Raw genomic sequence first — 14,313 nt, forward strand, 5'->3', positions numbered from 1 at the left:
TGGGGTTCAGGGCATGAACAAATTCTATATTTTATAAGATATAAGCAAACCTGAGTTTCTCTTTAATATTATCCTAAATTCCATCCAATGGCCTTTTTCCTTATCTGGATAAACTCCCTATAGATACCTTCTTCATTTATAAGTTTTTCATGTTTTCCACTTTGTACAATATGTCCTTCACTCAACACGAAAATTTTATCTGCATTTCTCACTGTTGAAAGACGATGAGCAATCATAATAACAGTCTTGTACTTTGTGAGTTCTCGGATGGCAAGCTGAAGCTGGTTTTCATTTTCAGGATCCACACTTGAAGTGGCCTCGTCCAAAATAATTATAGGAGCATCCTTTAGTATAGCCCTTGCAATGGAAATACGCTGTTTTTCTCCTCCTGAGAGGCTGCTTCCACCTTCTCCAATTAACGTATTGTATCCTTCAGGAAGCTTTTCTATAAACTCATGGCAGCTGGCCCTTTTAGCCGCTTCAACTACTTCCTCCATGGTTACCTCTGGATATCCAAACTTTATATTGTTCAAAATGGTATCATGAAACAAATATACATTTTGAAATACCATGCTTATATTTCTCATAAGACTTTCACATGTGTATTCCTTCACATCATATCCTCCAAGTAGAACTCTACCTTCATTTACATCCCAAAATCTGGCTATAAGGCTGCAGATGGTACTTTTCCCCCCTCCAGAAGGCCCTACAATAGCCACTGTTGAATTTTGCGGTATGGTAAGAGTTATGTTGTCTAGAATCTTTCTTTCATCATAGGAAAAAGATACATTTTTAAGTTCTATATTATAATTTTCAGGTTGAATGTCCCTCCCATTTTCATCCATAAGAGGTATTTCTTCTACAGCCTGAATTTTATCCATGCTGCTGTCAAGTAATCTAAGTACTCCCGATACAGTGCCAATTAGCTCAATATAGGAGTAAATCACAAAACTTGATATAACCATCATGAGAGTACTTAAAAGAGAAAGTCTGCCTCCTGAAAAAAGGTAGCAGGACATAAGAATGATAGTACATGCTGCAATCTTGAAAACATACAGATAAAGTGCAATCAACTTATTAAACACCTTCTCAAGGCCCATATTCCTCTTTCGGCTTTCTTCAACGGCTTCATCCACCGCCCTGTTTGATTTTTCACCAAGTCCAAAAGATTTTACAATGGATATTCCCTGTATATACTCAAGCACCGCAGAAACAAGAGCACTCTGTGCTTCCTGACGTTTTGGAGCAATATCAATACTCTTTTTCTGAAGTATGGAATTTACAATCATACCTAAAATAATGGCTAGAATAGATATAATACCTATACGCCAATCAAAGAGGCTTATTACAATACTTATTATAACTGCATGAATAAATCCCACAATAATCTTATCTAAAATATCCCCTGCCTTGTTTTCAATATCCCCAATAGTAGTAGTAACTACAGAAGAAATCTCCCCAAGCCTATTGGAACTAAAATAACCCATAGGCATTCTCTTTAATCTATCCCCAATTTCAATTCTCTTGTCCGAACACATGGAAAAACATGCAATACTTCTTTTTTCATTAGCCAAATAACCAAATAATATTTTACCGGTCAGCCCTACAGCCATTATCAAAAATGCCAAAAATACAGTTTCCATAGTAATATTTTCTCCTGTATCTCTTGCAACTATAATGCTGTCTAGAGCATACACCATGGCAAAAATAGGCACTGCCTGACAAATAGAGAATATAACATCAAGTGCAAAGGACTGTACCAGCTTTCCCCTGTACTTTCCCGAAAATATCAAAATCCTTTTTATGGTGTTAAGCATATTTTTTCCCTCCTTTTATCTCATCTCTATCTTTAGTTCCTATATGAGCCTCCCACATTTTTCTATAAAGATTGCAATTTTCAAGCAGTTTTTCATGAGTTCCCTGAGCTTCTATCTTGCCTTGATTTACCACAACTATATTATCTGCAGTTGTAATGGTGGAAAGCCTATGGGCTATTACAATTAAAGTTTTCCCCTTTACCATCTGAGATATGGATTCCTGTATTATGGCCTCATTTTCAGGATCCGCATAGGCAGTGGCTTCATCAAGTACAATTACAGGACTATTTTTCAATATGGCCCTCGCAATTGAAATACGCTGCCTTTCCCCTCCTGAAAAATGCTTGCCTGCCTCACCTGCTTCTGTTTCATATCCATTTTGAAGACACATTATGAAATCATGACAGCTGGCTTTTTTAGCTGCTTCTATAATCTCCTTATCCGATGCACCCTCCTTTCCAATTCGGATATTTTCCTTTATAGAGGTGTTAAACAGAAAATTTTCCTGTGATACATAGGATATCACATCACTTATCTGCTTAAGTGGAATATCTCTTACATCCACATCATCTATGGTTATCCTCCCGCCTGAAGCTTCCCAGAAACTGGCGATAAGTTTTGCTATAGTTGATTTTCCTGAACCTGATGGCCCTACAATAGCTGTCATTCCACGTGGGACTATATCAAAAGATATTCCCTTTAAAATTTCAGTATCATCATAGCTGAATGTCACATCTTGAAACTTTATTTTATAGTTCTTTAATTTTTTATATTGAGATGGACGTTTTAATTCCTCCTTATCTAATATTTGGTATACCTGTCCAATAATAGTTCCCATAGAAGCTATGCTGTCAGTGTACTGCATAGCCTGTACAAGGGGTGTCAAAAGTCCAAAACACAATATTATACAAGTTATAAACACTGAGAGAGCCAAAGTTCCATTTATGTAAAAATAAAGTCCTGAAGGTATGACAAAAAGCAGTGCCTCAGGAGTAACATACATGACAGCTGTATACAAAAACAGTGTGTTTTTGAAAAAAGCTGTCACTGCAGCACAATTGTTTTCTACAGAGTCGGAATACTTCTTGTAGGAAGTTGAGGACTGGTTGAATGCTTTTATTGCCTCAATGCCGTTTACATATTCCACTACATTGGAATTCATCAGATTACCGGCCTGGACATATTTCTTATAATAGTACACATATTTTTTCATGATAGGCTTATATAGCAGCATTCCTATAGGTATTGTAACAAGGGATATAAGAGCCATACGCCAGTCCAGGTAAAATAAATATAAAAGCACAAATATCGGTACCAGAAGGTTTGATGTCATTTCTGGTATTACATGGGCAAGAGGTTCCTCAAGTTTTTCAACCGTATCCACCATTATTGTCTTCAATTCTCCAGATGGATTTTCCAGTACATATCCAAGAGGAACCTTTGAAAGTTTTTCAGCAAACTTTACACGAATATTTTTTAGGATTGTAAAGGCTGCACTATGGGATATAGAAGTGGAAAGTGCATTAAAGCCTACTTTTCCTGTATATCCTGCCAAAGCAGCAAGGACAACATATGAAAGCTGCCTGAAGTCAGAGTTTCCATCTATAATTTTCACCGTAATGTTTGCAGCAGCAAAATAGGGTATCATGCCGCAGGCCACACCAAGTACGGCAAGAATCACCGAAACTGTCATTTTGTCCTTGCACTGAGAAGCAAAGTACATCAATCTTCTAAAAGTGCTATCTTTTTTCATGTTCAACCTCCTTATATTATTAAAGAAAAAAATAGGGATATAATTCAGTATAGTTAGTTCCATCTAACTATACTGAATTATATCCCTATGCCCCTTATTTATCTACTCCATTTATACATTTATGCTCCAAAACCGCCCATAAATTATCTTCTTCTAAATTTACCTGGAGTCATTCCCATAATATCATGAAAGGCTTTTGAAAATTTACTGGCATTTTCATAGCCCACCATCATTGCAATGCCCCCTACAGTATTTTTAGTATTCAAAAGCATTCCCGCAGCTTTTTTTATCCTAAATTCCCTTATAAATGCATAATAAGTTTTACCATATATCTCTTTAAAACACTCCGAAAATGTCCTAGTATTTATCTCATACTTATTGCCTATTTCCTTTATGGTAATATATTTTTCCACATTTTCCGTAACATCTTCCTTTATAAGTTTTACCTTGCTTATAATCCTTCTATCAAAATATTTTCCCTTTATTTCAGATACCTGTATATCCTTGTCAATCAAAAAAAGCACCAGTTCTGAAAATTTAACAATGGCCCTTTCTCTCCAAAAAGCATCCTCTGATATTATATTCCCCATTATGTTTTGTATGTACCTGTTATTGGACAGTATCATGAATTTTCCATGGACATTCATCTTGTGAAGCAGCATATAACTTGTAATTCTGGTTTTTCCAAACATGTTTTTCAGAAAATCATCCAGATTCTCTTCTGTGGTAGTAATTGAAATGCCCTTATAATTTCCCAGTGGAAAGTTGTGTTTATGATTGCCACTAGACAAAACCGCCATTGCAAAATCCCCTGGTGCCACATAAAATATCTTTTGATTTAAATAATCTAGTTCACACCTGCCTGCCATGCAGTAATTCATTTCTATAATGCCTTTTTCCTCCACAGGAAGAAATTCATTAACCTTTAATTCAAAATCATGATATACAATCCATATACCCTTAAATATTTCATACTGCACAGTTTTTCCCTTAATATAATTTTCATTGTAATAATAAGCCGTCTTATTTTCCTCCCTTTGAACTTTTTCAATCATATCTTCAAAAGAGGCCTGCCATCTGACATCGGCTATATACAACTCCTTGTCCAAAAAATTCTCCCCATTTCCATATTTTATTTTAATATCTTTATTTTCATTATAATTGCCACCTATCTCTGTATTTTATCTTTCCACTTTCTCCAGTATGAACACTCATGTATCCCTTATAAGTTTTTCTAAGGCTCAGACAGATAAGGTCATTACCTATGCAAAAACTCCATCTGAATCTTTAAATTACTTAATAAAAGTTCCATTATCAAGTTCATTAAAAGCTTCAGTGAGTTCCTCATTTGAATTCATTACAATAGGCCCTCCCCATGCAACAGGTTCATTTAAAGATTTTCCTGTAAATAAAATAAAATGAATTTTTTCTTTACCTGACTTTACTTCTATTTTATCACCATTTTCAAAAAGAGCCGCACTTTTTTCATATATTGGATTTTTCATTCCTCCATCAAAATAACCATATCCTCTAAAAATATATATAAATGCAGTATCATATTCCTTCGTTTCAAAAGACCATTTTGAGTCAGCCTCCATTTTAACTTCCAAAATATTTGCTTTTACATATCCTCCATCAAAGGCCCCACTTGTATCTTTGTATTTTCCAGATATAACTTTTATATTACATCCTTGTTCTTTCACTTCACCTATATCTTTTCTTTCTATACTTCTATACTTTGGGGAACACATTTTATTTTTTCTAGGAAGGTTTATCCACAGTTGAAATCCCATCATAAGCTCAGAGATCTGTGGCATTTCCTGATGAATTATTCCGCTCCCTGCAGTCATCCACTGGCAGCATCCATCTTCAATTACACCTATATTCCCCATACTATCTTTATGTTCTATTTTCCCATTTATAAGATATGTTACTGTATCTATGCCCCTGTGGGGATGCCACGGAAAACCTTTTATATAATCTTCTGGATTAGTAGAATCAAAAATATCAAGCATTAAAAATGGATCAAACTCCTTTACTGTACCAATAGATAGTATTCTGACAAGCTTCACTCCAGCTCCATCTTTTTCTATATTGCCTTTTATGACTTTTTTTATTGCTCTGGCTGACATAAAAATCCCTCCAATATTCATTATAAGTGTAAATTTGTAGCAATGGGACTAACTTTTCATATAATATAGCATATAAAAATAACTATTACAACTTATTTAAACACAATAGGAAAAGGTGAGGGTTATATGGAAAGAATATATGATAGTAATGATATAAGGGTAGGATGTTTAAAACACAATGATACTGTTTATGACAGATATCACAGAGTTGTTGGATATATTGATGCTCCCGTACTTTATGATGCAAATTATAGACGAATAGGCTACGTAAAAAATGGAACCATCTATAAACGTAACGGCCATCCAGCGTGTTATTTCAATGGTTGGCATATCCATGATATGAGGGGGCACAGACTAGGGCATGTAAACAGTTCCTGGCTGGGATTGCTTGCGGCCGGTCTATTACTAGGTCTATATTATTAGTTTGTGGTACCTAGATATAGTTGACTTTTGTAGTTTAGATCCATAATGCTTTAATTTATCCCATGATAAAATTAACTAATACCCCCAGCTTCTTTAAGATGGGGGATAAACACCTTATATACCTATGTTTTAGGTATGATGTAAATAAACCCTAAACAAATTTAAAATTTAACGTATACTTTTAACACTGTGTATGTTAAATTTATAATACAGACTTGTAATATATTTACTACAATCTTAAAAATCAAATAATTGCAACTTGTTACAATCCGCTTCCTGCTAGTAATAAATCCACAAAATTCATTTACTTTTAATACATAAACAGTACTTTGTGCAAGAACACATATGTTGTGGAATTAGTAATATATTCTGGTTCAGATGGTAGTAAACGCTTTAAGTCCACTTAGTCATTCATTTGTAGGCATAAAGAATGTTAACTCAACAAATGGCTTTAACATGAAACCCTGAATAAAGAAAAGACCAAGGCTGGAACTGGATTAAGAAAAGGGGGAGAATAGAAATGAAGATTACCGTTATTAATGGAAGTCCTAAAGGCAAAGATAGCAATACTAATATAATGGTTACCGCTTTCTTAAAGGGGGCAAAGCGGGCAGGGGCAACAACTGTTAACATTTTCTTGGCAGAAAAAGAAATTAAACATTGTCTAGGTTGTTTTTCCTGTTGGTTCGTTAATCCTGGACAATGTGTGATTAAAGATGATATATCAGATATTATTGCTCAAGGTGAGGGAACAGATATTCTTATTTTAGCTACACCGCTTAAATATGCTAACATATCCAGTATGCTAAAAGTTTTTATTGAACGAATGCTGGTGTTGTGCAATCCATATTTTGAAATAACTCCAATAGGAATCAGACACCCGAAAAAAATAGCAGCAGCAGAAGCACAGTCATCTTTTTATCGTTCTAAACTAGTAATGATGGCTAACGGTGCTCTTTCTACCAGAGATCATTTTCAAATAATTTCCAAATGGGTTAATAAATTGGCTTTCTACAATCATACGGAAGTACTTGGAGAAATATATGCTCCGCAAGGACTTCTTCTCAATACTCAAGATAAGGAATTACGCCCTATTATTGATAATTATCTGCAGCTTTTGGAACAGGCAGGTCAAGAACTTGTAACCATGAACAGACTGTCAGATCAGACAGCAAAATCATTGGAACAGAACTTTATTCCTACTGATATTTACGTTAAACAAGTTAATAGCTTATTTGATAATTTACTTGATAAATTGGAACATCCTTACTCCAGGTGGTAGATGAAATGGACATGCTAGGAAACATATGTAAGCAATTATTAGCAGGTGTTTGATTTATAATCATGTAAATCCTTATGAAAACTTAGTGATAATATGACATTAGATAAAATAGAAAAACTGCCTTTTAAATGAGTTCCCATTTTTTATATAAAATTAGGAACTCAAATACTAAATTTAAAAATATATCAGTATCAAGGATAAACATATGGATTCTCTGGAGTCTCTATATTTTCTATTTTTTGTACAACTATTATGGGCATTATATCTTCATTTCCATATTTAGTACTTTCAAGGGTACCTTCTACACTTATCCATTGTTCTTTATTAAGCTGTGATGCATTATCCCATCTGCACATTAATCCTATGACTTGAGCATCAGCAGCACAACAGCTCATCAGCATTCTTGCAACGACAAATTCATTTTCCTTAAAGTTTTCTTCCTTATAGACAAAACCTCTTATTATTACCTTCTTTCCAATATACTGCTGAACTTTACCCTCTAATTTAAAAATATTTTCATAATAATTGTGATCATCAAATAAGATAATATCGCCAGTGATATCTTCTTCTATATTCTCATTGGTTGAACCATTATTATTTGAATTGATTATTGTGACCCCCTTATTATCAGCAATTTCTGTATTTAAATTATTTGGAACTGCTGTAAATCCAATTAGAATTACTGCAAGAAACATTAAATAACTTATCCTGAATTTATTTCTAGTCACTACTGTAAATATTTTTGTCAATTGAAATAAAGCTAATATGGAAATTGCCACTATGGTGATCTTTATATATATAAACATTTTAGGATTAATAAAATTATTAATCTTTCCTGTTTTCATCAAATAACATAAAAGGGCATTAAAAGCTATAAAAATAATAAATTTTACAAACTCTTCAATATTAAATTTTCTCATTACACTACCCCCATGGTGGTTAATATATTTATTAAACAGCCAATTATGTAACAAACAGAAAAAATGTATATTATCAATCTTATTACAAAGCCTTTTTTAAAGCTTGCTCCAAGCATTATGGTGTTTTTTATATCCAGCATAGGACCTATAATCATGAAGGCAGAAACAGAGCCTAGTGTAAATTGATTTAAAAATGTCCTTGCAATAAAGGCATCTGCCTCAGAGCAAACTGATAACACAAATGCTAAAAGCATCATTACAATTATAGAATATACAGTGTGCTTTCCAAGAGGAGTTATAATGCTTCTAGGTACAAATGTTTGAAATGCTGAGGATAACACAGCACCTATTATTAAATATTTGCTTATATCAAAAAATTCAATTGTAGTATGCTCCAAAACATTTAAAATTTTTGACCTTTTTAAACTATATTGATGATTATAGCCACATCCGCAGAGAATATCACCGTCAGACTCAAATTCTTTCCCTTTTACCGGCATGTCTTTACCTTGAACAACTTCTATAAGAAAGCCTATTGTTACAGCTGCTAAAACTCCAAATGCTGCCCTTAACAATACAACACTGGGTCTATCGTAAAAAGCACTATAAGTAGATAACAGCACAACAGGATTTACTATAGGTACCGCAAGCATAAATGTAACAGCTATACTAGCTGGAACACCTTTTTTCATAAGCCTTCTGGCTATAGGAACAATAGCACATTCACATATTGGAAATACAAATCCCATTAAAGAAGCTCCCGTAATTCCCAAAAATTTATTTTTAGGCAGCACCTTTGAGATAACTTTATCTGACACAAAAACCTGTATCACTGCTGATATAAAAGAACCTAAAAGTATAAATGGAATGGCCTCCAGCATTATGCTAATAAATATAGTAAAAAAGCTGTTAGTAAATCTCAAATTAAAATTAAAATCAGTTAATCCTCTTATTCCATTAAAGACAAAAATAAGTAATACCCCTAAAATCATATATATAATTATTTTTCCGTTATTTGATTCAGCTGCTTCTGAGCTTCCTAATGCTTTTTCATCTTCTCCTTGAAAATAATTTTTTGTAACTGTTTGTATATTTTTTAAAATTTTTTTTCTCAATATATTAGCTTTTAAAAGTTCTTCTTCTAAATCATTAACATTTTCAATTCCCAATATAATTGCATAGGAGTTAATCTCTTCAATCTTCTTTTTAATCCTTACTTGATCTTTTTTTGCCATTGTTTTAAAATTATTCATTATTATTAAATTACTATTATATATAGGTGGAAAAATCAAGGATTCCATATTACTCAAATAAAGTTCAAAACTCTCTGCATCTAATATATTAAATATAGTGGATATATTGCAGTTTTTTCTTATTTCATCCTGATTTAATGTATCTAACAGTTCCTGCAATAAAGTTGCTCCATTATGTTCAATAATAATCCTATGAGGTTTATAACTTTTAATTATATCCATTGAAATTACATCTTCCACAGCAACTTGTCCACTGTTTATATATTTATCTGCAATGCTTTTTTCTCCAATCTCATTCTGAAATATAAGCACTCGTTCTCCCTGGGATAAAGTATTGCCTAAAAGAACATTTATAAAAGTAGTTTTTCCAGCCCCTAAAAACCCTGTAACTATTTCTATATCAATTTTTTTCATCATCTATTATACCCCATGTTAAGCAGTGAATAGCTTATTTATATAATCCTTATTTATTTTACAGCCTATTACACATACTCTTCCAGTAAAATCAGATGTAGTTTCCCTTATATTTAATTCATTTGGGACATAATCAAACTCTATCCAGTTTTTATTTTCAACCTGAACTATACCCTTTGCTCTGAGCACCATTCCAGTAAGTTTTTCATCCCTCAGCTTATTTAAATTATTCAACAGCTTATTTTTGTTGTATATAACTGAAGTTTCAATTCCATAGCTATCAAAAACTTCATCTACATTATTTGGGCTTTTATTTGAAACTTTTGTACCAATTATATTTAATTTGGTCCTTTCAAGTCTTACTGCCTGCTTTAGAAGTTCAGCCTTAAAATCTTCCTTGGCAGCTTTAACAATTTTATCCCCCTTTAACTGTTCAATAGGGGTAGTAACAATACTACAACCACTACTAATCCTTTTAATTTGTTCCGTTACTGATTGAATCTTTTCACTGCTTTGATTTTCTGTTCTAGTTAAGACAACACACTTAGCACTTTTAATCTGATCCTTATAAAAATCTCCAAAATTTATTATATAGGCATTGAATTTTGTTACATCTATCAAGGTTATAACCAGATTCAAATTTACTATCCCTTTAAGCTCCCTACTGCTTATAACCTTCAATATTTCTGAAAGCTTGCCAACGCCGGAAGGTTCTATTATAATACTGTGAGGCTTATATTTACTGCATACCTCCTCTATAGCTTTTTTAAAATCCCCTGCAATAGTACAACATATACAACCTGCATTTATTTCTTTTATTTTTATATTTGTTTTCCTTAAAAATCTTCCATCTATTGGTACTCTTCCAAATTCATTTTCTATTATGGCTACATTTCCTGTATATACTTTTTCAAAAATCAGCTTTTTGATAAGAGTAGTCTTCCCGGATCCTAAAAATCCTGAAAAAATATCAACTCTAGTTTTCATAAATACATGCCTCCTTATTCGGATAAATTTACTTAATATTATAATAATATTAAATTAAATGCAAATTATTAGCATTTAGCATTATTTATTTAAAAAATCAATATAGGGATGGCATTATTAAAATAATAACTATATAATATCAAATGCTATTTTCCAATTTTTCAATTTCTTTTTGTCCCCCTATAGCTACAATTATATCCCCTTCCAAAAATACAAAATCCGAAGCAGGTGATACATTTATATTGTCCCCTCTTTTTATCATTATAATATTTATTCCATACTTAGACCTTATATTCAATTGCTCTAAATTTTTCCCAATCCATTTTTTTATACATAGTATTTCCGCTGCTCTATATTCAGGGGATAATGCTATAAAATCAAGCATATTATTTGATACCAGATTATGAGCAATTCTAACAGCTGTATCTTTTTCAGGAAAAACAACTTTATCAGCTCCTATTTTATATAGAATCTTTGCATGTAAATCTGTATTGGCCTTGGCAAGTACAAATTTCATACCCATTTCTTTTAACAATAAGGTAACTATAACACTACTTTGAATGTCGGCACCTATTCCTATTATAGCTACATCAAAATTATTCACCCCAAGTGCCTTCAGATTCTCCTCCTCAGTGGCATCTGCCTCAACTGCCTGTGTTACATAAGGAGTTATATCCTGAACATTATCTTCTCTTGAATCTACTGCAAGTACATCATTTCCAAGTTCATAAAGAGTTCTAGCTATTGATTTTCCAAACCTCCCCAAGCCTACTACTAAATACTGTTTTTTTTTCATGAGATCATCTCCGTTTCTCAAGTTTTATCCAATTAATATTTTATCTTCGGGATATTTTATAGATTTAGGAATTTTCCTATTTATCATGGATAATATTATAGTGAGACCCCCTAATCTTCCAAAAAACATGCTTATAATTATAACTATTTTTCCTATAATGCTCAAGTCAGGTGTAGTTCCAAAGCTCAACCCTGAAGTTCCAATGGCCGATATGCACTCAAAAATTATAGTTTCCAAGGATTCATCCTTTTCCGTTACGCCTAATATCAAAGCAGATATAAAAATCAAAATTATATAAACTATGAATATAACAATAGCTTTATATACCAGATCTTTTTTTATGGTTCTTTTATAAATTTCAGTTTCCTGTCTGCCTTTTATTACAGATACAGCTGTCATTATAATTAAGGCTGCAGTAGTTGTCTTTATCCCCCCTGCTGTAGAACCTGGAGCTCCACCTATAAACATAAATACAATAGTTAAAAATTTACTGCTCTCACTCATGTCAGAAATAGAAATCGAATTAAATCCTGCAGTCCTCACAGAAACTGAAGCAAAAAATGAAGATAACAGCTTATCTCTTGAAGTCATATGTTTCATAGTAGCTGGATTATTAAATTCAAATAAAAAAAACAATATGGTTCCAGAGGCTAAAAGTACAACAGCCATTGTTATGCAAACCTTTGAATTAAGGGAAAGTCTCTTTGTATACTTAAAACTTAAATTATATATTTCCTGCCATACATAAAATCCTAATCCTCCAATGATAATCAATACACTTATAGTAAATATTATTGTAAAATTATTATAATAAGGCATTAAACTTCTACCCTCTCCAATTAAGTCTATGCCAGCATTACAGAATGCAGATACAGAGTGAAAAATTGAATAAAAAAGCCCTCTATAAACTCCGAACTGAGGAACAAACTGAGAAGACAAAATAACTGCTCCCACAGCTTCTACTAAAAAAGTAAACAATAATATGTACTTTGACATTTTTACAAGCCCCTGTATATTAAAGGAATTAAGTGACTCATGAATTAACAATCTTTCTTTTAATGTAATTTTTCTCCCTAAAATCAATGCAATAAGAGTGGAAAACGCCATAAATCCAAGCCCGCCAATCTGAATTAAAGCCAAAATTACCGTTTTCCCAAAATAGTTCCAATGAGTTCCTGTATCCACTGTTATAAGCCCTGTTACACAGGTTGCAGATGTAGCTACAAATAATGAATCTATAAAATTGGTGTATGTATGATTTTCAGAAGATAGGGGAAGCCATAGTAAAATGGCACCTACTATAATTATTAACAAAAACCCCAATATCAAAATTTGAATTTCATTCATTTTAAATAATGGTTTACTTTTAAGCTTCATTAAAATTCACCTTCTGTTTATAAATTACTCTTTATAGTATATCTAGTTTAAAAATACTTACCCGATTTATTTAAAAAATCAAAATTTTCTTGGACAATTATCTCCATTCGTAAACCACCTACAGGGTTTACATCCTAAGCATTTAATAATACTTTTTCCCTCTCTTATATGACTTGTAAAATCATGATCTGCAAGCTGCGCTCTACCTATGGCGACAAAATCCACCAAATTATTATCAATTAAATAATTGGCCTGCTCTTTTGTTTTAATTGAATTTACTGCAATTACAGGTATATTTACCTGTTCTTTTATTTTAGCTGCGCCATATACAATCCAGTTACAGGGAAAATCTTTTGGTACTTCTTCTTTAATTGGTGTATTATCATATCCTGTAGAAACATGAATATAGTCCATACCTGAAGCTTGAAATTTTTTTGCCATATTAATGCTGGTTTCCAAATCACTCTCATTACATCCCATCCTAATTCCAACTACAAAAGAAGCATCAACCTTTTGTTTAACTCCTTGAAGGATCTCCATTGTAAATCTTAATCTATTATCTAAACTTCCGCCATACTCGTCCACTCGCTTGTTTATCTTAGTTGAAAAGAACTGTGTCATAAGATAGGAATGGGCACCATGAAATTCAACTCCATCAAAGCCAGCTTTTTGGGCTCTAAGGGCAGCACTTATAAAATCCTGTTGTATTAAATGAAGTTCATGCTTTGTCATAGCCCTGGCAGATATATTCCTATGAATATAATCAGAAGATGTAATAGTATCTTTATTAACAAGTTTGGAGGCTTTAAGTCCTGCATGATGAAGCTGAAGAATAACTTTTGCATTATATGTATGACAAATGTGCGCTATTTTATCCAACCCCTCTATATAATCATCACACCAAATTCCCAGCTGATCTGGAAATATTCTTCCACTTTCGGAAACTGCTGCTGCTTCCACAATTATCATACCTGTACCGCTTTTAGCTATTCTTTCATAGTGGTATATATTTTTCTTTGATACAAAACCATTCTTATCTGAAAAACCAAAACAGACCATAGGAGGCAGTATAATTCTATTTTTTATTTCTAGATTTCTAATTTTACGTGGTGTAAAAAGTGTATTCATTATTTTCTCTACCTTTCGTTTATTTTTAAAA

The 14,313-nt window shown here is 32.7% G+C and carries 12 protein-coding genes; 2 read left to right on the top strand and 10 right to left on the bottom strand.

Annotated elements, in window-relative coordinates; translation table 11 throughout:
- Positions 1-68: 68 nt before the first annotated feature.
- The 4 genes from BS101_RS13740 to BS101_RS13755 form a co-directional block, all read right to left on the bottom strand.
- Positions 69-1,817 carry an ABC transporter ATP-binding protein gene (locus tag BS101_RS13740; protein ID WP_073539332.1) on the bottom strand — a complete coding sequence of 583 codons (1,749 nt, stop codon included), beginning with the start codon at positions 1,815-1,817 and terminating at the stop codon, positions 69-71.
- Complete coding sequence (locus tag BS101_RS13745; RefSeq protein WP_073539333.1) at positions 1,810-3,570, bottom strand: ABC transporter ATP-binding protein; 1,761 nt, start codon at positions 3,568-3,570, stop codon at positions 1,810-1,812. Before BS101_RS13745 ends, BS101_RS13740 begins: the two co-directional genes overlap by 8 nt.
- A gap of 143 nt (positions 3,571-3,713) precedes the next feature.
- Entirely contained in the window at positions 3,714-4,679 is a 966-nt protein-coding gene (locus BS101_RS13750; protein WP_073539334.1) for a helix-turn-helix domain-containing protein, read from the bottom strand.
- A gap of 183 nt (positions 4,680-4,862) precedes the next feature.
- Positions 4,863-5,702: a pirin family protein gene (locus BS101_RS13755; RefSeq protein WP_073539335.1), complete on the bottom strand. Its 840-nt coding sequence runs from the start codon at positions 5,700-5,702 to the stop codon at positions 4,863-4,865.
- A 126-nt stretch (positions 5,703-5,828) separates the two neighbouring features.
- Between BS101_RS13755 and BS101_RS13760 the strand changes: the two genes are divergently transcribed.
- Complete coding sequence (locus tag BS101_RS13760) at positions 5,829-6,125, top strand: 5-fold beta-flower protein (protein ID WP_073539336.1); 297 nt, start codon at positions 5,829-5,831, stop codon at positions 6,123-6,125.
- Between the two features lie 520 nt (positions 6,126-6,645).
- Positions 6,646-7,407: a flavodoxin family protein gene (locus tag BS101_RS13765; protein ID WP_073539337.1), complete on the top strand. Its 762-nt coding sequence runs from the start codon at positions 6,646-6,648 to the stop codon at positions 7,405-7,407.
- A 191-nt stretch (positions 7,408-7,598) separates the two neighbouring features.
- On the opposite strand, the gene BS101_RS13770 is transcribed toward BS101_RS13765, so the two are convergent.
- From BS101_RS13770 to BS101_RS13795, 6 genes are all read right to left on the bottom strand, one after another.
- Positions 7,599-8,327 carry a TIGR03943 family putative permease subunit gene (locus tag BS101_RS13770; RefSeq protein WP_073539338.1) on the bottom strand — a complete coding sequence of 243 codons (729 nt, stop codon included), beginning with the start codon at positions 8,325-8,327 and terminating at the stop codon, positions 7,599-7,601.
- Complete coding sequence (locus BS101_RS13775) at positions 8,327-9,997, bottom strand: permease (protein WP_073539339.1); 1,671 nt, start codon at positions 9,995-9,997, stop codon at positions 8,327-8,329. Before BS101_RS13775 ends, BS101_RS13770 begins: the two co-directional genes overlap by 1 nt.
- A gap of 15 nt (positions 9,998-10,012) precedes the next feature.
- Positions 10,013-10,981 (bottom strand): GTP-binding protein, encoded by a 969-nt coding sequence (locus tag BS101_RS13780; RefSeq protein ID WP_073539340.1) that lies wholly within the window; start codon positions 10,979-10,981, stop codon positions 10,013-10,015.
- Positions 10,982-11,120: 139 nt separating this feature from the next.
- The gene (locus BS101_RS13785) at positions 11,121-11,777 is read right to left on the bottom strand and encodes a potassium channel family protein (RefSeq protein ID WP_073539341.1); all 657 of its coding nucleotides are present in this window, start codon (positions 11,775-11,777) and stop codon (positions 11,121-11,123) included.
- A 24-nt stretch (positions 11,778-11,801) separates the two neighbouring features.
- On the bottom strand, positions 11,802-13,154 hold the full coding sequence (locus BS101_RS13790) for a TrkH family potassium uptake protein (protein ID WP_073539342.1): 1,353 nt from the start codon (positions 13,152-13,154) through the stop codon (positions 11,802-11,804).
- Positions 13,155-13,232: 78 nt separating this feature from the next.
- Positions 13,233-14,282: an NADH:flavin oxidoreductase gene (locus BS101_RS13795; protein WP_073539343.1), complete on the bottom strand. Its 1,050-nt coding sequence runs from the start codon at positions 14,280-14,282 to the stop codon at positions 13,233-13,235.
- Between the last annotated feature and the right edge of the window lie 31 nt (positions 14,283-14,313).

Source organism: Clostridium kluyveri (assembly GCF_001902295.1).
Lineage (GTDB): Bacteria > Bacillota > Clostridia > Clostridiales > Clostridiaceae > Clostridium_B > Clostridium_B kluyveri_B.